The 24,215-nt window shown below is 58.7% G+C and carries 22 protein-coding genes and 2 pseudogenes; 8 read left to right on the top strand and 16 right to left on the bottom strand.

Annotated features, from left to right (window positions below):
* Positions 1-37 precede the first annotated feature (37 nt).
* The 5 genes and pseudogenes from WM94_RS18080 to WM94_RS31160 form a co-directional block, all read right to left on the bottom strand.
* Positions 38-619, bottom strand: coding sequence for a hypothetical protein (locus WM94_RS18080; RefSeq protein WP_061551853.1), 582 nt, complete (start codon positions 617-619; stop codon positions 38-40).
* Between the two features lie 182 nt (positions 620-801).
* The gene (locus tag WM94_RS18075) at positions 802-1,071 is read right to left on the bottom strand and encodes a hypothetical protein (protein WP_003253606.1); all 270 of its coding nucleotides are present in this window, start codon (positions 1,069-1,071) and stop codon (positions 802-804) included.
* A 249-nt stretch (positions 1,072-1,320) separates the two neighbouring features.
* Positions 1,321-3,012 (bottom strand): bifunctional diguanylate cyclase/phosphodiesterase, encoded by a 1,692-nt coding sequence (locus tag WM94_RS18070; RefSeq protein WP_061551852.1) that lies wholly within the window; start codon positions 3,010-3,012, stop codon positions 1,321-1,323.
* Between the two features lie 36 nt (positions 3,013-3,048).
* Positions 3,049-4,158 carry a methyl-accepting chemotaxis protein gene (locus tag WM94_RS18065; RefSeq protein WP_371264028.1) on the bottom strand — a complete coding sequence of 370 codons (1,110 nt, stop codon included), beginning with the start codon at positions 4,156-4,158 and terminating at the stop codon, positions 3,049-3,051.
* Between the two features lie 177 nt (positions 4,159-4,335).
* Positions 4,336-4,503 (bottom strand): annotated as a pseudogene (locus WM94_RS31160) (PAS domain-containing protein); the annotation flags it as partial.
* 346 nt (positions 4,504-4,849) lie between these two features.
* Here WM94_RS31160 and WM94_RS29315 point away from each other — a divergent pair.
* The 3 genes from WM94_RS29315 to WM94_RS18045 all read left to right on the top strand — a co-directional run bounded on the left by WM94_RS29315 (position 4,850) and on the right by WM94_RS18045 (position 7,280).
* Positions 4,850-5,703 (top strand): IS5 family transposase gene (locus WM94_RS29315; RefSeq protein WP_156485984.1). Its coding sequence is split into 2 segments (ribosomal slippage): positions 4,850-5,203 and positions 5,206-5,703, totalling 852 coding nucleotides; the frame shifts between segments, so codons are not numbered across the junction.
* A gap of 1,047 nt (positions 5,704-6,750) precedes the next feature.
* Complete coding sequence (locus WM94_RS30820; protein ID WP_054573620.1) at positions 6,751-6,993, top strand: hypothetical protein; 243 nt, start codon at positions 6,751-6,753, stop codon at positions 6,991-6,993.
* 23 nt (positions 6,994-7,016) lie between these two features.
* The gene (locus tag WM94_RS18045) at positions 7,017-7,280 is read left to right on the top strand and encodes a DUF3077 domain-containing protein (RefSeq protein ID WP_054573619.1); all 264 of its coding nucleotides are present in this window, start codon (positions 7,017-7,019) and stop codon (positions 7,278-7,280) included.
* Positions 7,281-7,730: 450 nt separating this feature from the next.
* Here the strand turns inward: WM94_RS18045 and WM94_RS18040 are convergent, their stop codons facing one another.
* The 3 genes from WM94_RS18040 to WM94_RS18030 form a co-directional block, all read right to left on the bottom strand.
* Complete coding sequence (locus WM94_RS18040) at positions 7,731-9,095, bottom strand: hypothetical protein (protein WP_061551849.1); 1,365 nt, start codon at positions 9,093-9,095, stop codon at positions 7,731-7,733.
* Positions 9,092-9,559 carry a hypothetical protein gene (locus WM94_RS18035; protein ID WP_054573617.1) on the bottom strand — a complete coding sequence of 156 codons (468 nt, stop codon included), beginning with the start codon at positions 9,557-9,559 and terminating at the stop codon, positions 9,092-9,094. Before WM94_RS18035 ends, WM94_RS18040 begins: the two co-directional genes overlap by 4 nt.
* A 127-nt stretch (positions 9,560-9,686) precedes the next feature.
* A complete protein-coding gene (locus tag WM94_RS18030; RefSeq protein WP_054573616.1) occupies positions 9,687-9,947 on the bottom strand; it encodes a hypothetical protein in 261 nt (86 codons plus the stop codon).
* Between the two features lie 120 nt (positions 9,948-10,067).
* Between WM94_RS18030 and WM94_RS18025 the strand changes: the two genes are divergently transcribed.
* Positions 10,068-10,943 (top strand): WYL domain-containing protein, encoded by an 876-nt coding sequence (locus WM94_RS18025; RefSeq protein ID WP_054573615.1) that lies wholly within the window; start codon positions 10,068-10,070, stop codon positions 10,941-10,943.
* Positions 10,944-11,009: 66 nt separating this feature from the next.
* On the opposite strand, the gene WM94_RS18020 is transcribed toward WM94_RS18025, so the two are convergent.
* Positions 11,010-12,548, bottom strand: coding sequence for an MFS transporter (locus WM94_RS18020; protein WP_061551848.1), 1,539 nt, complete (start codon positions 12,546-12,548; stop codon positions 11,010-11,012).
* A 271-nt stretch (positions 12,549-12,819) separates the two neighbouring features.
* Between WM94_RS18020 and WM94_RS18015 the strand changes: the two genes are divergently transcribed.
* Entirely contained in the window at positions 12,820-13,683 is an 864-nt protein-coding gene (locus tag WM94_RS18015; RefSeq protein WP_061551847.1) for a LysR family transcriptional regulator, read from the top strand.
* A gap of 57 nt (positions 13,684-13,740) precedes the next feature.
* Here WM94_RS18015 and gabP read toward each other — a convergent pair whose 3' ends face one another.
* From gabP to WM94_RS18000, 3 genes are all read right to left on the bottom strand, one after another.
* Positions 13,741-15,132: a GABA permease gene (gabP, locus tag WM94_RS18010; protein WP_003258117.1), complete on the bottom strand. Its 1,392-nt coding sequence runs from the start codon at positions 15,130-15,132 to the stop codon at positions 13,741-13,743.
* A 417-nt stretch (positions 15,133-15,549) separates the two neighbouring features.
* Complete coding sequence (gene gudD / locus WM94_RS18005; protein ID WP_061551846.1) at positions 15,550-16,896, bottom strand: glucarate dehydratase; 1,347 nt, start codon at positions 16,894-16,896, stop codon at positions 15,550-15,552.
* Between the two features lie 19 nt (positions 16,897-16,915).
* Positions 16,916-18,268 carry an MFS transporter gene (locus WM94_RS18000; protein ID WP_061551845.1) on the bottom strand — a complete coding sequence of 451 codons (1,353 nt, stop codon included), beginning with the start codon at positions 18,266-18,268 and terminating at the stop codon, positions 16,916-16,918.
* A 261-nt stretch (positions 18,269-18,529) separates the two neighbouring features.
* Here WM94_RS18000 and WM94_RS17995 point away from each other — a divergent pair, with 261 nt between their 5' ends.
* Complete coding sequence (locus WM94_RS17995; RefSeq protein ID WP_061551844.1) at positions 18,530-19,231, top strand: FadR/GntR family transcriptional regulator; 702 nt, start codon at positions 18,530-18,532, stop codon at positions 19,229-19,231.
* Positions 19,232-19,295: 64 nt separating this feature from the next.
* Here the strand turns inward: WM94_RS17995 and WM94_RS17990 are convergent, their stop codons facing one another.
* The 4 genes from WM94_RS17990 to WM94_RS17975 all read right to left on the bottom strand — a co-directional run bounded on the left by WM94_RS17990 (position 19,296) and on the right by WM94_RS17975 (position 22,644).
* A complete protein-coding gene (locus WM94_RS17990; protein WP_061551843.1) occupies positions 19,296-20,306 on the bottom strand; it encodes an NAD(P)-dependent alcohol dehydrogenase in 1,011 nt (336 codons plus the stop codon).
* Positions 20,307-20,470: 164 nt separating this feature from the next.
* Positions 20,471-21,061 carry an HAD family hydrolase gene (locus WM94_RS17985; RefSeq protein WP_013974314.1) on the bottom strand — a complete coding sequence of 197 codons (591 nt, stop codon included), beginning with the start codon at positions 21,059-21,061 and terminating at the stop codon, positions 20,471-20,473.
* Positions 21,058-21,927 (bottom strand): acyl-CoA thioesterase II, encoded by an 870-nt coding sequence (tesB, locus tag WM94_RS17980; RefSeq protein WP_015271912.1) that lies wholly within the window; start codon positions 21,925-21,927, stop codon positions 21,058-21,060. The genes WM94_RS17985 and tesB overlap by 4 nt, the downstream gene beginning before the upstream one ends.
* Before the next feature lie 147 nt (positions 21,928-22,074).
* Entirely contained in the window at positions 22,075-22,644 is a 570-nt protein-coding gene (locus WM94_RS17975) for a GNAT family N-acetyltransferase (RefSeq protein ID WP_013974316.1), read from the bottom strand.
* A gap of 179 nt (positions 22,645-22,823) precedes the next feature.
* Here WM94_RS17975 and WM94_RS17970 point away from each other — a divergent pair, with 179 nt between their 5' ends.
* Both WM94_RS17970 and WM94_RS17965 read left to right on the top strand, forming a co-directional pair.
* On the top strand, positions 22,824-23,510 hold the full coding sequence (locus WM94_RS17970; RefSeq protein WP_039613574.1) for a histidine phosphatase family protein: 687 nt from the start codon (positions 22,824-22,826) through the stop codon (positions 23,508-23,510).
* Between the two features lie 183 nt (positions 23,511-23,693).
* Positions 23,694-24,098, top strand: a pseudogene (locus WM94_RS17965) (histone deacetylase); the annotation flags it as partial.
* Between the last annotated feature and the right edge of the window lie 117 nt (positions 24,099-24,215).

Here is a 24,215-nt window from a genome sequence, read left to right as displayed (position 1 = left end):
CCACAAGCAGAATGGCAGTTGCGCAAAACAAAAACGGTTATGACCCGCCTTTCCCGACTGGCGAATGCAAAGTCGTAGGCAGCGCACGGGTAGCACGGAGTTCTTCCGCGATAATGGTCGCCTGCTGCAGAGCGGCACTGTCAAGAAACGAAGCGTTCAGATCGAACGTGATGGCATCGTCGTCGGAGCTTTCCTTTATCGCATAGGGCCCGAAGAGGATGTCGTTGCTTCCCTCAACATGGGGCTGGAAACGTGACAGGGGATTACGACTGTCGTTCCCATTGTGTATCGCTATCGCGGAACCATTGTCGCTATACATGGTACGCAGAACGGAGGGATCGCGCTTGCCGCTAATCCATTGCCGGGGCGTGACAGGATCGCCGTCCATTACTAGGGACACGCGCAAGAGGTGAATTACCTCGTCCGCGTCCTCGAGCCTACTGAACGCAGCATCATAGTCCGGCTGCCTACCCAACACGCAGTCGATGTCCACCTGTATGTCGAAGAAGGCCACTTTGCCGGCATTCGCTCGCACGTCATAAAGGAGATCCAGAAGTTTTGGGCTACCTTGGTCAGCCGCGGTAGGGCAGAACGTGTACCAGCCGGAAATGACGGGCATCTCAACACCTATCACTGCTGGCGTAATAGCTGGCTCTGCCTGGCTCGGAATTGCTTTCTGGGAACTGTTTGCTGCCGGGGATGCCACAGAGCCTGACACTTCTGATCCAGGAGGAGGTGCGCTGTCAACTGCAGGCCCCTCATGCAACAAAGCCCATAATCTAATTCGCCCAGTCTAGGGGGCTATAGATCGCCAGTCATCAGTAGCTCTCTCAGTATGCTGAGATTTTTCCTGATTTCAGCTTCTACCTTTCCAGAATAATCAAGTGCCTCAAGCGTATTCTTTGTTTGGTTCATTGCCTCTGCTATTATATCAATGGCAGTTTTTCTTGATGCTGCCATATTTTCTAGAGTCTGTTCCCCTGCATCTAGCATTGTTACGATATCTTGTTTGCTTAACTTATCATAATTCACGTTACGGAGTTGCTCTAGTATTAACTCTTGATCCGACATATATGATCCCCTTTATTATTATCGATTTGTTGTTTATGATAATATTAATTATTTCATTGTTCCAGAAAAAACAGCTGGGATAGTGTATCATAAAAAATATATTTCGAGCAAATGGGGAAAGTCGGTCGAGGCATGCGCATAACCAATCCATGGCATTGGACGCACAGTATATCGTTACCGGTGGATAAATGAATTAACCGCTCAATCCACTAGGTTGCGACGACGCAATCAGTTCGTGGACGGTGCGGTTTATCTATTACCCCCTCTAGATAAATGAGCAGGGACAAACTTCGCCACCCAAGATGGCACTTTTTCTACCGGCATGGGTTTCGCAATACCATAGCCTTGCGCTACATCACAACCTAGGTTCATCAGCAACACTTCGTGCTCAACCGTTTCCACCCCTTCAGCAATAACCTCGCGGTTAAACGATTTCGCTAGGCCGATGATCGCCTTAGTCAGCCCCAAGCTGTCTTTATCGATGAGTATGTCGCGTATAAAAGATTTGTCTATCTTGATTGACTGCGTGGGCAGTTGTTTAAGGTAGCTCAGCGATGAATACCCGGTTCCAAAGTCGTCCAACGAAAATGTCACACCCAGATCCTGGCAAGCAATGAGGCACTGAGTGACATGTGATAAGTGTTCTATCACCACTGATTCGGTAATCTCAATATCCAACATCTGCGGCAAAACATTAGGGTGGCTGTCCAGCAAAAACTTTAGGGACTTTACAAAGTTTTCTTTTTTGAAATGTATTGCTGCAATGTTTACACTCACAGACCACGAATGACCCAAGTCCGCCCATTGTTCTATTTGACTGAGCGCCTGATCTATGACCCACTCGCCGATCTCCACGATCAGATCGCTCTGCTCAATCAACGGTATAAAATACTGCGGTAATATAAGTCCATCTTGCGGATGCTGCCAACGCAATAGTGCTTCAAAACCAATCACTGCCCCACTGCTCAAACTTATTTTTGGTTGATAATGCAAGCATAACTCACCATCATGTAACGCTTGGCGAACCCGTATTACGGTATCAAAAGCTGATTTATCCATCTTATCTTTTGATACATCAAACAAATGGAAACAGTAACGGCCACTTTGTTTGGCCTTATACATAGCCTGATCGGCATGACGTAGCAGTGTATCGGCATTCTCATTATCGTTTGGATAGAGCGTCACACCGATACTGGCGGAAATATTAATGCCTATGCCATCGATGATGTAGACGGCGGAAAGGGCAGCTAAAAGCCTCTGCAGGGCGCTTTCCAACACCTTGGGATCCAGCACACCCAAAATCAGCACGAACTCATCGCCTCCCAAACGGGCTACGGTATCTTCGATACGCATACTATGTTTCAGGCGATCAGCCACCGCCACTAACAGACGATCACCTATCTCGTGGCCATAGCGGTCGTTAATCTGCTTAAACCCATCGAGATCAAGCACGCCCACGGCAACCGTGCTGGGCTGGCTCTTTGCTTTGACAATAGCCTGATCAAGCGCTTTGGACAGCAAAAAACGATTTGGAAGACCCGTCAGCTCGTCGTGCTCAGCCTGCCATTGCAAGGTTTCCAGAAACTTCCGCTTTTCGGTCACATCGAAACGAATGGAAACGTATTTCTGCACCCGCTGGCTGGCATCATCGTACATGGGTACAATGGTGCTCTCTACCCAATACAGGCTGCCATCCTTTTTACGGTTGCAAATTTCACCTTTCCATACCTGCCCACGTGAAACTTTTTTCCACATATCAATAAAGAACTCAGGGGGATGCTGCCCTGAGTTTAGTATGCGGTGGTTTTGCCCAATCAACTCCTGTGCGCTATAGCCAGAAATATCACAGAACTGTTCATTGACATAGGTGATTATTCCGGATTTATCGGTTTCCGAGAAAATAGCTGCCGCATCCACCGCTGCACGGTATCTTGCACTCATATATAAACCTAATTCACCAAAATAGTCATAAGGTCACTACCTGTTGAACCGTTCAACCAACGAGCTTAAACCACGGGATGTACTTTCAAGTTCGCGGCCACGAATCACGGCGGAGTTAGCATTCTTCGCTGTTCTCTCAACCGTTCCCGCTACGTTATTAATCTGCCGAGCAATATCTTCAGCGACACTAGCCTGCTCTTCTGAAGCGGCTGCCATTTGCTGGCTCATACCACTGATCCGTTCAACAGCATCGCGAATGCCTTGGAGAGCACACTGCGCCTCTATAACTTGCTGTACACCGTGGTCGGCCTCGCGAATACCGAGTTTGGCAATGCTCACAGCCTCATCTGCGCCTTTTTTAAGGGTTTCAATGACGCTTTGAATTTGTTGAGTCGATACGCGGGTTTTAGCGGCCAAGGCCCGGACTTCATCAGCTACTACCGCAAAACCACGACCCTGCTCACCAGCCCTAGCCGCTTCAATTGCAGCGTTGAGAGCGAGTAGGTTGGTTTGATCAGCAATGGCTTGAATCACCCCCGCAGCAGCCATAATTTGCTGGGTTTCATTGGCAAGGTAATCCACAGCAGTGCTGATATTCGTGACGGTACTGGCCAGCAACTGAATGGCCTCACGGGAAGTACCGGCGACTTTATCACCTTGTTCAGCCAGTTCATTTGCTGCTTGCGCTTCCATGGCGGTTTTTTGAACATGCCCTGCCACTTCGTTGATTGAGGCCGCCATCTCCGTCATGGCGGCTGCCGTCATGTCCGTTTCCGCTCGCTGCTCCAGCAAGGCATTTTCAGTTTGGTTCGAGAGTAAGGAGGAATGCGCAGCGGCTTCAGCCACTTGGCTGGCCAGATCGCTTAGCCGAGTCAGTGCGGTTTTAAGGCGTGCATCCTCACTAATCAATATCATTTCCAACTGCGCTGAAGGGCCATACGTATCGCTGTAAGTGATGGCGCTAATCGGATCTGAAAAAGCGTCAGGGGCGCATTTCATGATATGACTCAACTGATGTTCCAGCCGCGTATAGGACCACCATCCTGTAACGAGAAAGAGCACGGCAGTTACCGCTTGTGCTGCCAGGCTTGGCAGCACGCTAGCCGCACCTATTGCCAACGCAGCCGCAGTTGCAGGTAAGACCATCCTCCTCATGAATGCCGCATAATGACGATTTTGGGGAATGGAATTTTTACCTGCACGCAACCGGTCATACAGCTTTTGTCCGCGATCAATTTGCTCCCGAGTCGGCTTGACTCTAACGGACTCGTAGCCTGTTAAGCGGCCATCTTCGAAAATAGGTGTCACATACGCACTGACCCAATAGAAGTCACCATTCTTGCAGCGATTCTTGATGATACCCATCCAGCTTTTGCCAGCCTTCAGATAGCCCCACATCAGCCCGAAAACAGCTGGAGGCATGTCGAGATGACGAACCAAATTGTGCGGACTGCCCAACAACTCTTCACGAGAATAGCCACTTATTCTCATAAACTCATCATTCACATAGGAAATATTCCCATTCGTATCCGTAGCAGAGATCAATCGCTGCTGGACTGGAAATATTTGTTCAACGGTTGTGACAGGCAGGTTCGAGCGCAAGATGAGTCTCCATGAGCAATAATGGCATTATGCCATAAGGCGTGAGTAACGGGTCATGCGAAATAAAGGGAAATCACAGAGCACTGAGATGTTTGTACGCTAAGCCATGGTTCTCAGCTGCAACCATTATCTGACACTGGTGACTTCGGTTGAAGTCCCCCTGCCAGTGCGAATTAGGTTTTGTACGAAAAGTCGTTGTGGCTAAAATTGCCGCCATGACCGGTTGGAGGCCCGTATGGCAAGGCGTTACGAACTTTCTGATGCGTCATGGGAGCTGATCAAGGATTTGGTTTCTCCAGAACAGAAAATGGGCCGTCCTCGCAACGAGGATCGTCAGGTTCTCCACGGAATTCTGTGGATCCTGTGCTCGGGCGCTCCCTGGCGCGACCTGCCTGAACGCTTTGGGCCTTGGTCAACGGTGTATCAGCGTTTTCGTGACTGGCGCGACGACGGCACATTCGAGCGAGTACTGGAGCGTCTGCATATTCGGCTGAACCGGGAAGGACTGATCGACTTGGACACCTGGATGATCGACTCCACCGCAGTACGAGCAACCCGAGCCTCTTCAGGCGCCGGGAAAAAGGGGGGCCTGAAGAACCGTTAGACCATGCCTTCGGGCGCAGTCGAGGCGGTCTGACCACCAAGATTCACATGGTGTGCGATGCCAATGGCGTGCCATTGCATTTCAGGCTTTCACCAGGACAAGCCAGTGATGTCTCCCACGCTCAGCCGCTGCTGGATGCTGTAAGAATTGCTGGCAAGCCAGGACGACCGCGTAAACGTAGCCGGTGGTTGCTGGCTGACAAGGGATACGATGCCGAGCACCTGCGCCAGTACTGCGACCGTTACCGAATGCAGCCGGTAATCCCATTGCGCGCTATGCCGCGCAAACCTCGACCTGGCTTGCCCCGACTGTTTGACCGGCCCAAATACCGGCAACGGAACATCATTGAGCGGATGTTTGGCTGGCTGAAAGAAAATCGCAGGATCGGCACTCGCTATGACAAGCTGGCCAAGAGCTTTGCAGCCATGGTCACCTTGGCCTGCAGCCTACGTTGCATGCGGCAATACTTTTCGTACAAAGCTTAGTCAGAAATCTACAAACCAGTTGTAAAATCGATACCCCGCGATAACTGACACTGCGCATGTGGTTAGGCTCAATAGAGGCCATTGTCCTTCAACGCCCAGCCACCACTGCACTTTGAACAGAAACGCTCCCATCAACACACAGGCCAGAACACCTAGAGCCAGGCCAATTAACGCAAATAGCCGAGTCCCTAACCCCGGATTTCCGCCATGCCAATTCTCACTCAGGCAAAAGGGACAGTGATTCGACGAAGGCGAATAGCCCCAGAAGCCACGGCTATATGTCGCTCTCGGAACCATCGCTTTGCCACAGTTTTGACAGGTAACCATCGAGTGTTTCATACCGCACCTCAGCTCAGACGTCCTAGATGAGCCCATGGTGCGCGACCGCGGAAAAAACCCAATTGCGTGGCCCGAGCTACCCAGCGCCCCGGCCTGGGCTAGGATCAAACCCTGGTCGCCAGATAACCGATACCATGCTGTGCACGACCGACACCATCTAATGCCCGCCGGTGACTGGCTAGCTCCGCCTTGTCGCAGAACGATAATTCAGGACGCCAGTTCAACTCCTCAAATAGCCGTTCATCGAAAATATGTGCGCGGGGGCACTTATGGGGGCACTTACGCAGAATACAAACAAAAATGCATTTTAAAACAGTAACTTAGATACAAATATTTAATCCCCCCGGCTCCACCAAATTCCAAAGAAGAAGACGCCCTCGGGCGTCTTTTTTTGTGCCTGGTTTTTTGAGTTGAGCGAGCCCGGAAAATCAGATTTAACCCCTTCCGCGTAGGACGTTTCCCAAAGATACTCCCAGCGCCTGTTTTCCGTTGCGGTCGTTTTTTCAGAGTTTTAGTCTCGTCGGGTCGTTGTACATCAACGACCAGCTTTGACAGGCTGATGACGACCAAGCACACGGTTTTGCCTATGGCGGCTGTGTGTGGGGCACCTCGTGTGCGCCGGTTTGGTCTTCACCGGTCTGTCAACCCACACACGGCTGCCACCACTTGTTTGACAGCAAGCGCTGGTCGCTCCACTGAGGACCAAAAATGCTGAAAATAGTCCCCGATCCACCCCACCTTCCCCTTTCCTTGGAAGACACCATCATGTTGGCCTCGGACTACGCACTCTGTGCCGAAGCCGTAGCCCGGCAGGCAATGCTGATGCAGCCGCGATCGCCTGCGTCATTGTTGATCATGGCGTCAACGCAAGAGCTTGAAGCTCTGCGCAAACTTCTAGAGTCAGCGCTGGCACACATACACAAGCCAGCGGGCCCGCAAGCCGTGCACTGAATCACTACCAGGGAGATCGATCAATGGACATCGAAGACACCAAATGCACAGTCGGTAAAACCATCTTCTACCAAGGTGAAAACCAGACTCACCCACTGTTCCGCATCGAATCCGGCATTCCCTGCCAGAACGCCCGCGAGCAAGCTTCGGAACTGATGGGCTATGCGCGGGACCTGACCATCGACGGTTTGATGGAAGACAAGCCAAAACTGATCTGGGCCGCGCATTACCTTTGCGCTTTGGGCAAGGCGCTGCTGGATGATGCGGAGCTGGGCATGATGCGCTAGCCATCTCACTTCAGCCAGCGCAGCTGCAGAGCACCCAGTTCACAGACGGGTTCGCTCATTACCCTGCGGTTTTACTCGCGAATAATCCAACGCGGTACATGGCACCGGCTGCGCCGGTGTTCGCGGATGAAACCGCACAAATTATCCGCCGAACAGTGCGTTATGTGGATTCGGTGACTGATCCGGATAGGTCAGCCGCCGATTGCTTTGCTATGGTTCCCAACTAGCGGGAAAGAGGTCTTAGTCTGCACTGGTGTGCAGCTTTGCTCCCGAATGAGAGAGTGTCCAAATGACATCGGCATTAGTACCTGTCGGCACAGCTTGCTGTGACTACATCGTATAAAAGAGCGAACACTTCGCCGCCATTGACCCCGCGCACCTGTTTTTCTTTGGTAAGAACTGTGGTTACTTTTGTTTGATAGAAGCGCCGTCCTTGGGATACCCGTCGCCCTAGAGCTTGGCGGCACGCTCAGCCAAACCATTCAGCTTTTGCGTGTAATCCAGCAACTCATCAATCTCCGCAAGCTCGACTTCACTCCAGAACTTCATATGCCGACCATACAAGGTCCATTTGATAGCGTGAGCGCCATTCCAGAAAAGCCCCATCCACGCCGCATAGTTCAGGTTTAAAAGATTTTGCGTGGCGTACATCCGCCCGGCATTCACCGCGCTGCTGGCACCGTAGGCAAGCGCTAACATGATGCGAAAGCGCGGGTTCATTCTTCCGGGCAGCGTGTCCAATAATGCATCTGCAATAGTGGCCCCGTTGACCGCAACCTGTTTGACTACGTAGAACACCCTCATGATGACTTCCATGATCGCAGCCGGGATGCTCGTCACAAGGAACTGTCTGAAATCGTAGCCTTTCACGTACATCCACTCGATCTGCTTGCCGAAGGATTCGCCGTTGATGTTCACGTTCTCGAACATCCGCAGCAGCCCCATGAAGGGGGCCGGTAAGCCCATCCCTCGGTTCCCCTTGGCTGAAGGGGCATTTACATCGGAAAGCAGATGGCCAAACATTCTTCCCAGCAGCTGGAACAGGCCTCCCTCAATCGGCCCCTTCGTGCTCGGGATCTGGCGTACCTCGCCGTTGACCACCACGGTGCAAGTTCCATGAATCATGTCATACACCCCGTAGAAAAAACCGAGAACGGGGTCATGAGCCAACGAACGAAGTCGATGGTTGATCGGGTTGAGGACCTTATCCGGGGCACCAATAAGATCAGTCCAGACAGAGCTGTCCGGAGCGCCGATCTTGTATTTCTCACCTAACTTTTTGGAAAGCTCTGGAGGTAGCCAAGCGTTCAAAGTGTCTTGTACCCATTTGTTGAAGGTACCGTCTACCGGCGTATCCCATTTCGTTCCAGGTTTAGGCGGAGGCCGCACAAAAAGCAGATCGAGCACTCCCGCTAATAACCCGCTGCAACCCGCTATCGCATAGTCCCACTCATCGAGGTTGTACTTCGCATTGAATGCGCCTAAGCGAGCGGTGAGTCTTGCGTCGATAGCATCAAAATCGCTTTCGTCCAGAACGTCCTTGAGCCTGGCATCCGGATGGTTCTGACGCGCTTGCGCATAGATATCATCCAGTGTGACCGGCTCACTGGAAGCTATAACAGTGAGGGGTATTTCGGTCACGACAGTGTTCAAACTATCAGTCGTGGTATCCAACGTACCGGCAAGTGCCAACAATTGTGCCTGGAGGAGCTGTATATCGGTGGCAATCTCTGCATGTGACGTTTCAATCGCCTGCGAGCGCTGATTCAACAAGGCAAGAGCGCTCAATTCATCCTGATAAAGCTCATTACTCACGACGGTTTCTTCCGAGTAAGCATTTCGATGGTTTGCTTGATCATGGCAATTTCAGCCTTGAATGTCTCGGCGTTACTCAGCAAGCGCTCCTGAATGTTATAGAGCTTCGCGATAGCCTCGCCCAAAGACGCCGCAAGCTTCGCGTTTTTACGTTTTTTCATCAGCGCATAACCACCCACACCCAGCAGGGCAATGGGGGCTGCCAACACACCGATACCCGCTACCATCCCACCGCCCACCAAGGCACCTGCAGTAGCAAGGCCGGAGCTGATGCCTGCCGCAGAAAGGCCTGTATATCCAAGCAAATACAAGGCACCCAGTGAACCTGCAGCACCCGCTGACGAGCCCAGTGCCGCTGCAAGCCCTTCCGTAATCCCTGGATAGTCATTCTCAAGCTGATCCAGAATGTTTTTAACCTGGCGAGAAGCTTCAGTCTTGACTCGATTGATCTCAACGTTGTCCATATGCATCCTTGGCTGAAATGTTGCGGGAGACTAAGAAATACCCTATGGCAAGGCAAAATGCCATCACCCCCTACCATAGAATTGAAAATATGATCCTTTGACTCATCCAAGCCTGTTGATAAGGTCCCTACCCTTTTTCTGCAGCGACTAGGCTCTGCAACAACACCAACTTGCGCTGCAACTGCGCGATGTGCGCCTGGTCGGCACGCCGCGCCGAACGCAGCTCACGGTTTTCCATCTCCCTAATCCGTGCCCATCGTGCATTGTGACGGCATGCCAGGGCCAGCTGCCAGAGCTCACGCAACTTCATGTACTGCATCAGGAGCACCGCCAGGATTACCCCAATCAACACCAACGCCCCTGTCGAAACCGCTTCAGACATAGTCATGTCCACTTTCCTTTGCTGACTTCAATTCGTTTCAAAGACAGCGACACGATATGTAATGTTAAACGACAGGTCTAGAATGTAGACTTATACAGGTAAAGTAATCGCGCACATGGAGAGGGTATGAAACGCAAGCAATCCATCGAGCAGGTACGCTGGGACCTGGCACTTCGTTATCGCTTGATCGAGACCGTTGCCTGGTGGGAAGGCCGGCTGACCACGGGCCACCTGATACAGAGCTTTGGCATCAGCCGCCAGCAGGCGTCGAAGGACATCAATACCTACATCACCGAACATGCGCCCAAGAACTTGACATATGACAAGCAGCTAAAGGGCTATGTACCGAGCAAGCAGTTCAAGCCGCTGTTCATCGACGACAGCGCCAGCGCCTACCTGCACCTGCTTTATCAGAACAATGAGCGGGCCCCGCACATCGACGGGCTGGCACTGGCCTACGCGCATACCCGGGTGCTGGAAGTGCCGGACCGACCCATCCGACCAGAAGTCCTGCGTCCCTTGCTCAAGGCCTGCCGTGAAGGCCTGCGCCTGGAAACCGAATACGTGTCCTTCAATACCCCCAACGTGGAAGTGCGCCTCATCGCCCCGCACACGCTGGTCTACACCGGCATGCGCTGGCACGTGAGGGCTTACTGCGAAAAGAACGGCCAGTATCGCGACTTCGTCCTCAGCCGCCTGCGTGGGCAACCAGACTTGCTCGACCAATCGCCGAACACACGCGAGCAGGACGAAGACTGGAATGTCGAGGTGCCGATCATCTTCGAACCTGACGGGCGATTGAACGCGGCGCAGAAGGCAATCATCGAAACCGACTTCGGCATGACGCAGGGGCAACTGGTGGTGCCCAGCCGCAGGGCACTGGTGAAGTACGTGTTGCAGCGTTACCTGATCGACCACCGCAACCTGGCAGTACTCCCCGAGGCGCAGCAACTGGTGGTGAGCAACCTCAAGGAACTGAAGCCATGGCTGTTGAATGACTGATTGTCGAATGCCGCGTCGAGGGGCTTGATGCCCCAGTCGCTGTGTCGTGATGCCCCACCGCCCGCTTCATGACTGCCTCTCAGCCAGCAACACTTCCGGCATGGCCGGCAGCGGCCGGCTCAGCAACACGCCGACCAGCACCGCAAACAGCAGCGCCGCCACACCGGCGACCTGCAACACGGCATCGAAGCCCCCGATGAACGCCTGGCGGGCCAAGGGTGCCACCGTTTCCCGCAACCCGGGCTCAAGCAACGCCAACGCCGCCTGCAAATCACCCGCGGCAACCCGGGTAGCCATCGCCGCAACCTGGCCCGATTGCCCAGGCGCCACGGCAGCCATGGCCTCATACAGCAACTGCCCACTACGTGCAGCCAGCACACCACCCAACCCACCGATGGCCAGCACGATCGCCCCGAACCGCGTGGCTGTACTCAACCCCGAAGCCATGCCGGTACGCTCACGCGGCACGCAAGCCATGATGTTCTTCTGCGTATCGCCATTCAGCAGCCCGGCGCCAGCACCCAGCACCAGGCTGGCCAGGGCGAATGCACCGTAACCGCCCTGCTGCGTGGCCCAGGCACACAGCAGGTTACCCGCCCCGACCAATACCAGGCCTAGCGCGAACACCTGCGCCGGGCTCAAGTGTGCAGCCAGACGCATGCCCAGGCGTGGCGTCAGCAGCATGGCCACGGCAAACGGCAGCATGCCCGCCCCTGCGGCCAGGGCCGACAGCTGCAGGCCGTTCTGCAAGTAAAGCGGTAGCAGGGTCATCATCACCTGGGCGCAGGCAGCATAGGCAAACATCCCCAGCAAGGCGCCAACGAAGCGCCCGCTGCGCATCAGCCGCAGGTCGATCATCGGCCGTTCCTGGCTGCGCTCGACCATGACGAACAGGCCGAACAGGAAGGCGCTGATCACCAGCCGTCCCAGGGTTTGCGCACTGCCCCAGCCCACCTGGTTGGCATCGATCATTGCCCAGATCAGGTAACCCAGGCTGCCGGCGAAAGTCAGGCTGCCCCATGGGTCGAGCCGGGCCGCAGCGCTGTCACGGGACTCTTCGACACTGCGCAGCACCATCACTGCGAGCACTGCCACCAACGGCAGGTTGATGTAGAAGATCCAGCGCCAGCCAAGGGTGCTGGCGATCAACCCGCCCAGCAGCGGCGCAAAGGTGATGGTGGCGCCCATGCAGGCGCCCCAGAAGGCCCAGGCACGCATGCGTTCCTGGGGTTGGTGGAAGCGATTGCCGATCGCGGCCAGGGCCGAGGTCAGCAGCAATGCTGCGCCAACGCCCTTGGCTGCCCTGGCCAGGTCGAGGACCAGCAGGTTGGGCGCCGCGCCACAGGCCAGCGAGGCGAGGCCGAACAGGGCCAGGCCGAGCAGCAGCATGCGGCGACGGCCAAAGCGGTCGGCCAGGCTGCCAGCGGGCAGCAGGCAGGCGGCAAAGGCCAGCAGGTAGGCGCTGACCACCCATTCGATGTCGGCAAACGAGCCGGACAGGTCGCGGGCGATGCTGGGCAGGCTGACCGCGACGATGTTGGTGTCGAGGATGATCAGGGCACAGACCAGGGAGGCGGTGAGCAGGGTGAAACGCGCAGAGGGCATGGTGAGGCTCCGGATGCAGGGCTGGTTGGTCAAATCGCCGGGGCTGCCCTGCAGCCCATCGCAGGCAAGCCAGCTCCTACAGGGACCGCACCGCCTTCGAGGATTGCGCAATACCTGTACCTGCGATGGACTGCAAAGCGGTCCCCTGCAATTCCCAGGCAGCCTTTGCCGCCAAGCCACCAGCCTTGTAGTGTTGGCCTCACCATAACGCCACCAGCCCCCAGGCTTGTTAGCCACGGCGGCTCGCGTCATTACCCTGCAGGTAACACCCATGGAAATCCGCCATTTCCGCTACTTCCTCTGCGTCGCCCGCCACGGTCATTTCACCCGTGCCGCCGAACAGCTGGGCATCGCCCCGCCCACGCTCAGCCGGCAGATCCAGGACATGGAGCGCGAACTGGGCGTGCGCCTGTTCGAGCGCAACCAGCGCGAGGTCAACCTCACCGCAGCGGGCCAGGCGCTTTTGATCGAGGCCGAACATGCCGTGCGCCAGTTCGATGCTGCACAACTGGGCGCGCAACGGGCCGCCCGAGGCGAAAGCGGGCGCATCGAACTGGGCTATGTGGCTTCGGCCGCGTACTCGGGCATGCTCCAGCAGCAAGTCGGCCGCTACAGCGAAACCTGCCCCGGCGTACGTCTGAACATTCGCGAACTGCCCATGGCCGAACTGCCCGGTATGGTCCGCGACGGCCTGCTTGACCTTGCCTATGTGCGCTCGCCGATGGAGCTGCCCGAGGAACTCGAAGCCATCGCCTTGCACCAGGAAGGTTTCGTCCTCGCCCTGCCCGCCAGCTCACGGATAAATGAAGTGCCGCAGATCCCGGCCTCGCGCCTGGCCAATGAAACCTTCATCCTGCCCGAACAGATCTCCGGCACGCTGGAAGTGGCAGCACAAGGTGGTTTCGTCCCGAGGCTCGGCCCTCAGCCGGGCAGCCTGGTGGCGGTGATCACCCTGGTGTCACTCGGCCAAGGCATCGCAGTGGTGCCGGAATCGGTGGTGCAGCGCATCAGCCTGCCGCAGGTGAACTACCGCCGTATTGTCGACTGCCAGGCCAGCTCGTGGCTTAGCCTGATCCACCGGCGCTTCGAGAAAGCGCCAGCGGCAATCAGATACATCAAGATGATGAAAGGCTGAAAAAACAAAGGGCACCCATCCACTGGTGCCCTTTGCCCTACCGCCAGGTGAACTCAATCACCCCATCGAACGCACCCCCACAGGTTGCGCATTGCCCCGCGTGGTCACGATCCCCAGGAAGGAAATCACGATCGCCAGGCCCAATGTCGAGCTCACTTCCGCCCGGTGTTCAGGCGTGAACATCATGACCGCCAGTGCCCCGCCAATGAACAGGATCACCGCCCAGGTCAGGTACGGGAACAGCCACATGCGGAACTTCAGCTCGGTGTTTTCCCGCTCCAGGCGACGACGCATGCGCAGCTGCGAAATCGCGATGACCATGTACACCAGCAAGGCAATAGCACCGGAGCTGGCCAGCAGGAACTCGAACACACCCTTCGGCGCGAAGTAATTGAGGATGGCAATGGCCGCGCCGATCAGCGTGCTGCCGAATACCGCAGCGCGTGGCACACCGACCTTGGAGGTCTTGTTGAGCATGGCCGGTGCGTCACCGCGCTTGGCCAGCGAGTACATCATCCGCGAGGCAATGTAGATTGAAGAGTTCATGCAGCTGGTCACTGCCACCAGCACCACCAGGTCGACCATGAAGGCCGCGTTGGGGATGTTCATGATCTCCAGCGCACGCTGGTAGGAGCCCACCACCGCCAGCTGCGGGTCGTTCCACGGCACCACCGAAATGATCACGAAGATCGACAGGATGTAGAAGGTACTGATGCGCCAGATCACCGAGCGAGTGGCCTTGGCGATGTTGCGCGACGGGTCGCTCGATTCGGACGCGGCGATGGTCACCGCTTCGGTGCCGATGAAGCTGAACATCACGGTGATGAACGCACCAACCACGGCCGACCAGCCCTTCGGCGCGAAGCCGCCGTGCTCGGCCATCAAGCTGCTCAGGCCACTGACCTCGCGGTTGGGCAGCCAGCCCATCAGTGCGGCGAAACCCAGGCCGATGAAACCGAGAATGGCCGTGACTTTGAGAATGGCGAACCAGAACTCGAACTCACCGTACTTGGCCACGCTGAACAGGTTGGTACCAGCCAGCAGCAGCACCGAAGCCAGGGCGAATATCCAGCTGTCCACCTGCGGGAACCAGGCGTTCAGCACATGCCCGGCGGCCAGCGCTTCGATCGGGATTACCAGTACCCAGAACCACCAGTACAGCCAACCGATGGTGTAGCCGGCCCAGCGGCCGATGGCCTGCTCGGCGTAGGTGGAAAACGATCCGGTGTCCGGGTGTGCCACGGCCATTTCGCCGAGCATGCGCATGACCAGTACCACCAAGGTCCCGGCCACGAAATAGGAAATTATGGTAGCTGGCCCGGCTGCCGCGATGGCGTGGCCAGAGCCGACGAAAAGTCCGGCGCCGATGATGCCGGCGATGGACAGCATCGTTACGTGACGTGGCTTGAAACCTTGTGCAAGGTTGCCATCAGATCCCACGGTGTTCATTGATGTTGTTCTCTTTTTACTGACACAAGGATGGACGGGCAGGTGTAGGCGAAAATATCTCCTTTGAAATCAATAAGTCGACACGTTACTCGCGCTCTGTTGTTGATATTTGGCACGCGTCACAGAGCAACGTGTCAGTGCAGGTCGGGCTTCATTTAAGCCCCGCAGGGCTGTGGGAAATTACACCAGAACGCCCCGGAACTGTTCGATCACGACAGGCATCCCCATTAACGTCAGAAGTCGCGAATGGCATACCCGATCCCGTCACCAGGCCGTCTGGAGCTTTTGTTTTTCATTTGGGTGTGTTGTGGCTGTACTGGCCCTTTCGCGGGCTCGCCCGCTCCCACAGGTACTCCACCCCCTCAAACCTGTGGCGTACCTGTGGGAGCGGGCAAGCCCGCGAAGAGGCCAGCAGCCTCAACGCACCAGGCAAGGCCGCTTGTTATCGAAGCTCCACCCCGGAATCAGGAACTGCATTGCCACGCTGTCATCCCGCGCGCCCAACCCCATGTTGCGGTAGCACTCATGCGCCTTGGCCAGCTGGTCTTCATCCAGCTCCACCCCAAGCCCCGGCCGCGCCGGCACGTGCACATGCCCGTCGACGATGCGCAGTGGTTCGCGGGTCAGGCGCTGGCCGTCCTGCCAGATCCAGTGGGTGTCGATCGCAGTGATTTCCCCCGGTGCCGCAGCCGCCACCTGGCTGAACATTGCCAGCGAGATATCGAAGTGGTTGTTGGAATGCGAACCCCAGGTCAGCCCCCAGTCGTTGCACATCTGCGCCACCCGTACCGAACCCTGCAAGGTCCAGAAGTGCGGGTCGGCCAGCGGAATGTCCACCGACTGCAACTGGATCGCATGGCCCATCTGCCGCCAGTCGGTAGCGATCATGTTGGTGGCGGTGGGCAGGCCGGTGGCGCGGCGGAACTCGGCCATCACCTCACGGCCCGAGTAGCCGTTCTCGGCACCGCATGGGTCTTCGGCGTAGGCCAGCACATCGTGCTTGTCGCGGCACAGGGCAATGGCCTCCTTCAATGACCAGGCACCATTCGGGTCGAGGGTGATGCGGGCTTCGGGGAAACGTTCGGCCAGCGCCGTTACCGCTTCCATCTCCTCCTCGCCGCGCAACACCCCGCCCTTGAGCTTGAAGTCGCTGAAGCCATAGCGCGCCTTGGCGGCCTCGGCCAGGCGCACCACCGCGTCCGGGGTCAGGGCCTTTTCGTGGCGCAGGCGGAACCAGTCGTCCTCGGCATCGGCTTCGTTGCGGTAAGCAAGGTTGGTCTGCTGGCGGTCGCCGATGTAGAACAGGTAACCGAGCATCTTCACCGCCTCGCGCTGCTGCCCCTCGCCCAGCAGTGCCGCCATCGGCACGTTCAGGTGCTGGCCGAGCAGGTCGAGCAGCGCCGACTCGATGGCCGTCACCGCATGCACGGTGATGCGCAGGTCGAAGGTCTGCAGGCCGCGACCAGCCGAGTCACGGTTGGCGAAGGTCTGGCGCATGGCATTGAGCACGCGCTGGTAATGGCCGATCGGCTGGCCGACCACCAGACTGCGGGCGTCCTCCAGTGTCTGGCGAATCTTCTCGCCGCCGGGCACCTCGCCCAACCCGGTATTGCCGGCGCTGTCACGCAGCACCACTACGTTGCGGGTGAAGAACGGGCCATGGGCACCACTGAGGTTGAGCAGCATGCTGTCGTGCCCGGCGACGGGGATCACGCGCAGATCAGTGACCACGGGGGTGCTGGTGTGAAGGGTCTGCATGTTCATGGTTGTTGTCTCGCAGTCATCAATGGCTCTGACCCAGGGCCGAAGGGGCCTTGAGGTCATCGGAAGGGACGCCCTTTGGGCGAGTGCGTACGAAGAAGATGGCCATGGCCGCCAGCACCGAGGTCACCGACAGGCCGTACAGGCCGCCCTGGATCGAACCGGTCTGCTGCTCCAGCAGGCCGAAGGTGGTGGGGGCGACGAAGCCGCCGAGGTTGCCGACCGAGTTGATCAACGCGATCACCGCTGCGGCGATGCGGGCATCCAGGTAGCCCTGCGGGATCGGCCAGAACAGTGACGACGCCGACTTGAAACCGATGGCCGCGAAGCACACCGCGACAAAGGCGAACACCGGCCCACCCGTGGTGGACATGAACATGCCGATGGCAGCGATCACCAGCGCACCTGCGACCCAGGCCTGCTGGAACTTCCAGCGCGCCGAGCCGGCGGCGAAGGCATACATGGCCAGGATCGAGATCAGCCACGGGATCGAGTTGAAGAAGCCGACCTGCAGGTCGCTGAGGTCACCCATGCGCTTGATGATGCTCGGCAGCCAGAAGGTCGCGGCGTAGATGGTCAGCTGGATGCAGAAGTAGATCAGGCAGAACAGCAGGATCTGGCGGTCCTTGAGCAGGCTCCAGGCCGATGGCCTGACCGCGCCGACCGCTTCGCGCTCAAGTTGCTCGCGATCGATGGCGGCCACCAGTGCTTCCTGCTCGGCCTGGCTCAGCCACTTGGCGTCCTGCGGCCTGGAGTCGAGCCAGAAGAACACGAAGAAGCACAGCGTCACCGAGGCCATGCCTTCGATGAACAGCATCCACTGCCAGCCATGCATGCCCAGGCCCTGGATCTGCATCAGCGCGCCGGCCAGCGGCCCGGAAATCAGCGACGCCAATGCCGAGCCGCTGAGGAAGATGGCAATCGCCTTGCCACGCTCGGCGGCCGGCAGCCAGCGGGTGAAGTAGTAGATCACCCCGGGGAAGAAGCCCGCTTCGGCAACCCCCAGCAGAAAGCGCAGCACGTAGAACTGGGTTTCGTTCTGCACGAAGGCCATGGCCGTGGCCACCACCCCCCAGGTGAACATGATGCGGGTCAGCCACAGCCTTGCGCCGACCTTCTGCAGCAGCATGTTCGAGGGCACTTCGAACAACGCGTAGCCAATGAAGAACAGGCCGGCGCCAAAGCCATAGGCCGCGGCGCTGATGCCCAGGTCGCTTTCCAGATGGGGGCGGACGAAGCCGATGTTGACGCGGTCCAGGTAGTTGACGATGAACATGATGACGAACAGCGGCAGGACGTGGCGCTTGACCTTGGCCACGGCGCTGGCCAGGGCGTCGCCTTCATTCCGGGCAGACGGAGCGAGGGTATCGTTCACTTGCGGATCTCCCACTAATTGTTTTTGTGCGGGTCGAGGTTGTCTGACATGGCAGTGGGGAGGAGCATATGCGCAGCGAAGTTGTACGACAAGATCAACAACATCGGTAAAATCACAAAATACAAGGTAGCGCAAAGCCTATATGCGTCGATCTTGCAAAAATAGACAAACTACTCGCTGACTTGACCACAGGAAAAATCGGCAAAAAATATTTATATCGATTAACTTGTCGTACAAGCACAACAACAATCGGATCACAACATGGCCACCGAACAAGCCCACAAACGCGGCCACAGCCGTGCCCATGACCTGGTCTCCAGCTTGACTCAACAGATCTTGCTGGGCACCTTCAAGCCAGGCGACAAGTTGCCCTCGGAGAACAGCCTGGTGCGCGAGCATGGGGTCAGCCGCACCGTGGTCCGCGAGGCCCTGTCGAAATTGCAGGCCTCGGGGCTGGTTGAGCCACGCCACGGTATCGGTACGTTCGTGATGGAGCGCCAGGCCCAGGCCGGCCTGCGCATCGCTGCGGAAAGCGCGGCGAATGTGCGCGACCTGCTGGAGCTGCGCATCGGCCTCGAAGGCCAGGCCGCCGCCTTGGCAGCGCTACGCCGTGACGAGGGGCACCTGAGGCGCATGCGCCAGGCGCTGGATGACTACCAGGACCTGGCCGCCGCCGGCGACAGCTGTATCGAGGCCGACCGGCGCTTTCACCTGTTGATTGCCGAGGCCACTGGCAACCTGTACTTCACTGAAATGCTGTTGCAGCTGGGCAACGGCCTGATACCGCGCAACCGCATGGCCCTGGCCGAACGCAGCGGGGCGAAGCTGGCGCGGCAGGCGTACCTGGCCAACCTCGAGCATGAGGCGATCCTCAATGCCATCCGTCGGCAGGACCCGGACGCGGCGCGGGCAGCGGTGTGCCTGCACCTGTCCAATAGCCGCGACCGGTTGTTGCCGGACTAGGGGCCGATGCGGTCGAGGTGGGAGCTGGCTTGCCAGCGATGGGCTGCAAAGCAGCCCCCAGCCATTACCAGGTCAGGCAGATCTTGCCGAAATGCCGGTTGCTCTCCTGATAACGGAACGCCTCGACGATCTGCTCCAGCTCGAAATGCTTGTCCACCACCGGCCGCAGGCCGTTGGCATCGATCGCCCGCACCATCGCCTGCTGTTGGGCGCGGCTGCCCACCAGCACGCCTTGCAGGCGTATCTGCCGCACCAGCGCCTGCACCAGCGGCAATTGCCCGGCCACGCCGGTGAGGATGCCGATCAACGACACATGCCCACCAATGCGCGCGGCGATCATCGATTGCTCCAATGTCGCCGGGCCACCCACTTCGATCACATGATCGACGCCGCGGTTGCCGGTCAGCTCGCGCACTTTCTCACCCCACGCCGGAGTGCTCTTGTAGTTGATCAGGTGGTCGGCACCCAGGGCCTTCAGGCGCTCCAGCTTGGCGTCGCTGGACGAGGTAGCGATCACCGTCGCGCCGGCCAGCTTGGCAAACTGCAGGGCGAAGATCGATACACCGCCGGTGCCCTGCACCAGCACCGTATCGCCGGGCTTGAGGTGGTCGTCGCACATCAGCGCGCGCCAGGCCGTGAGACCGGCCGTGGTCAGAGTGGAAGCTTCGGCATGGCTGAAGCCCTTGGGCGCCAGGGTGAAGGCGGTGGCGCGAGCGGTGACCTGTTCACGGGCGTAACCATCGATACCGTCGCCGGGCACCCTGGCGAAGCCTTCCACATTGGCCTGGCCGTCGAGCCAGTCGGGGAAGAAGGTACTGACCACATTGTCGCCGACCTGGAACTCGGTGACGCCGCTCCCCACCGCGACCACTTCGCCAGCGCCATCGGCCATAGGGATGCGCCGCTCGCTCGGGCCCCACATGCCGCTGACAACGGCGAAATCGTGGTAGTTGAGAGAGCTGGCGTGCAGGCGCACGGTGATTTCATCGGCCTGGGGTGCGAGAGCCTCGCTGGTACCGACCTCGACCTTGTCGTAACCGCCGCCGGGTTTTACGTAGATGGCCTTGCTGGTCATGGGTAGGTCTCCGTTCAGGGAATAGATTGGGGTTCAGCATAGACAGGTCCGGCCTCTTCGCGGGTGAACCCGCTCCCACAGGTTGAGTGCTGGACTTGAGCTCGGCGCAGTCCCTGTGGGAGCGGGTTTACCCGCGAAGAGGCCCGCACAGGCGACACAAAAACTCAGCCCAGCATCACCTTCAATGCCCGGCAATCGGCCGCATGCCAATCCACCAGCTCCGGCCACGGATTGTCCGGCAGGTTCACCAGCACCGTGCGCGCTCCCGCAGCCCGCCCACAGTCCAAATCAAACCGGTAATCCCCCACCATCACCAACTCACCCGGTGTCACACCCCAGGCATTGGCAATCTTCAGCAGCCCATCCGGGCTTGGCTTGGGCGCTGCTTCGTCACGCCCCAGAATGTGCTCCACCGGGAAGCAGTCCGCCAGGCCGATGGCCTCCAGCGTCACATGCGCCAACTCACGGGCATTGCGGGTCAGAATGCCCAGCCGGCAACCACGCTGGGCCAGCTCGCGCACCAGTTCCACCGCCCCGGTGGCCGCCGTGGAGGCAATCGCCAGGTCACGCTCGTGCTCCAGCAGCCAGGCATGCTTGGCCGCCGCCTCGTCCGCCGGCAAGGCTGCCAGGTGGGTGAGGATGTCGTGCTCGGCCGGGATATCCAGCGCTACGCGGATGGCGGCAAAATCGTGCACGGCCACGGTCAGGGTGCCGTCCATGTCGAACACCCAGTTGCGCACCTCGCCCAGGCTCATGCCCAGTCCTTGCGATGGCGAATCAGGCCTTCCTGGCACGACGACGCCACCAGTTGCCCGGCCTGGTTGAAAATGCTGCCGCGGCAGAAGCCACGGGCATTGCCCGCCCAGGGGCTGTCGGTGGCGTACAGCAGCCACTCGTCGGCACGCAGGTTGCCATGGAACCACAGCGAATGGTCGAGGCTGGCGATCTGCATGTCACGCTGCCACACCGATTTGCCATGGGGCAGCAACGAAGTGGTCAGCAGGCCGAAGTCCGAGGCGTAGGCCAGCAGGTATTTGTGCAGGGCGGGGATATCGGGCAGGTTGCCGTCGGCGCGGAACCAGGCGTACTTCACCGGGTCGCCAGCCTGGGGGTTGAATGGGTCGCGCTCGGTGACCGGGCGAATCTCGATCGGCTTGGCGCACAGCACCTTGTCGCGAATGCGCTCGGGCAACTGGTCAGCCATGGCCCGGGCCAGCTCGACTTCAGTGGGCAGGTTCTCCGGGCCGACCACATCGGGCATCTGCGCCTGGTGCTCGAAGCCTTCCTCGTCGTACTGGAACGAGGCGCTGCAGGTGAAGATTGGCTGGCCCTTCTGAATAGCCGTCACCCGCCGGGTGCTGAAGCTGCCACCATCGCGCACGCGGTCCACCGAATACACCACCGGCAGGCTGGCATCGCCAGGGCGCAGGAAGTAGCCGTGCAACGAATGCACATGGCGTGCATCCTCGACCGTCTGGCTGGCCGCCGACAACGATTGGCCCAGTACCTGCCCGCCGTACAGCTGGCGAAAGCCCAGGTCCTGGCTGCGTCCACGGAACAGGTTCTCCTCTATGGACTCGAGGCTCAACAGGTCGACCAGGTCGTCCAACACATGACTCATCGGGGGTTCTCCGTAGGAGCGAGTCTTGCTCGCGATGCGCCGCCCAGGCGGCGCTCGATCTCATAGGCGCTGAACATCTTGCGGCAAGCGCCCTCCATTAGGGAAATGATACAGGGTTTGTCATTCGCGCCGGGCATGGCCATGCATTCAGGCGCGCAGGGTACGCTCCCAGTGAGCGCGGTCGATGCGGTACAGCACATGCGGGCGCAGCGGATGGCCCACGGGCAGGCGGGGGTGTTCGAAACTGCCATTCAGGTCCTGCTGCATACCGATGGCCTGCATGACCTTCTGCGAGGGCAGGTTGCTCTCGCTAGTGAACGACACCACTTCCTCCAGGCGCAATTGGGCGAAAGCACAGCGCAGGCATGTCCACGCCGCCTCGCTGGCGAAACCCAGGCCCCAGTGGCGGCGTGCCAGGCGCCAGCCGATCTCCACCGCCGGCGCAAAATCGGCATCGAAGCCCACGTGCAACAACCCGGTCATGCCGATGAAGGCACCACTGTCCTTGCGCTCCAGAGCCCACAGACCAAAGCCGTACTCATTGAAATGCCCACGCACGCGGCCGATCAGCGCGGCTGCCTCCAGGCGTGTCAGCGGCGCCGGGAAGTAGCGCATCACCTGCGGGTCGGCACACAGGGCGGCGAACTCGCGCAGGTCGTCGTCGTGCCATTGGCGCAGTACCAGCCGCGCGCTTTCCAGTTGCAGGATAGGGGTCATCGGGCGTGCTCCGGTTTTACCGTCTTGCAGTTTACAGCGTAGGCGCGGGTGCAGGTTTCACCCAACCGGCGCGCCCGAATGCAATTTTCACACGCCCTTCACCGCCGCCCGACAGGCCAGTTGGCAGGATGCCAGCCAACACCGCCGCGCCAGCCGCGACCATGCCAACGGAGCAACGCATGCTATCGAGCAACACCCTTGGACACCCTGCCATCCACGCCCGGCGCAAGCGACGCCTGACCCGCAAAGCCCTCGGCGCCGCCCTTGGCCTGTGCATGGTCGTGGCGGCGTTGAGCACCTGGCTGGCGACGAGGACGCATATCGTGGACCTTGGCAACGAACGGCAATTGAGTGACAGCGGCCTGCTGCAGGACTGGGCCGACGGTGCGGTGATCGTGATGATCCGCCACGCCGAGCGCTGCGACAGCGCCCCCGGCCCGTGCCTGGACGCCCCCACCGGCATAACCGTGGCCGGCAGCCAGGCTGCCGGGCGTGTTGGCCAAGGGATGCACCAGCTGGGCCTTAACAACGCCGATATGCTCAGCAGCCCGAAACTGCGCACACGGCAAACCGCGCATTTCATCCTTGGCCAGGCGGTGGCCAGTGAGGACTGGCTGGAAAGCTGTGACAGCCAGTTCGCCAGCGAAGCGCTGGCACACAAACGACCGGGGCATAACCTGGTGCTGGTGACCCACAACGGCTGCATCGACCATTTTGCCCGCCAGCAGAAAGTTGCGGGGGGCGAGCGTGAGAGCGGCTATGCCAGTGCGCTGTTCGTTTCGGTGGATGGCAATGGCAAGACGCGCATCCTCGGCCGCCTGAACGAGCCGGACTGGCAGCGGGTGCTGGCCAGTACCACGAAATAACACGCCAATCGTCCAGGTTGTCGCTACTCCGTGTAGGAGCAGCCTTGCGCTGCGAAGAGGCCATAGCCGCCACAGAACATTGTCCTGCATGCCGGCCCTTTCGCAGCACAAGGCTGCTCCTACACGTGATCGGCCAGCAAGCTCATGGCAAGATCAGCACTGGCCCCGATTGCGACCCCACCCATGCCGTTGCCGCTGATCTACCACGAAGACTACAGCCCGGAGTTCCCTGCCGAACACCGCTTCCCCATGGACAAGTTCCGCCTGCTGCACGACCACTTGATCGACAGCGGGCTGACCACCGACCAAGCCCTGCTGCGCCCGGACATCTGCCCCAACGACATCCTCGCCCTGGCCCACGACCGCAGCTACATCGAGCGCTACATGAACGGTGACCTGTCACGCGAGGACCAGCGCCGCCTCGGCCTGCCCTGGAGCGAGGCCCTGGCCCGGCGTACCGTGCGCGCCGTAGGCGGCTCGCTGCTGAGCGCCGAGATGGCGCTGCAGCACGGCATCGCCTGCCACCTTGCCGGCGGCACCCACCACGCCCATTACGACCACCCTGCCGGCTTCTGCCGTTATGCTGACCAATTATGTAAACAAATCTTGTTAGACAACGAAAAATAAGGCCCTTGGAGAGTCAAGGTTTCTAAAAAGTGGAAATTAATACCCGAGATTCGACGAGGTGTTTACAAAACTCAGAAA

The organism is Pseudomonas sp. ABFPK (assembly GCF_001586765.1).
Classification (GTDB): domain Bacteria; phylum Pseudomonadota; class Gammaproteobacteria; order Pseudomonadales; family Pseudomonadaceae; genus Aquipseudomonas; species Aquipseudomonas asiatica.
The sequence above is the reverse complement of the archived record's forward strand: the minus strand, read 5'-3'. Positions and strand labels throughout refer to the sequence as shown.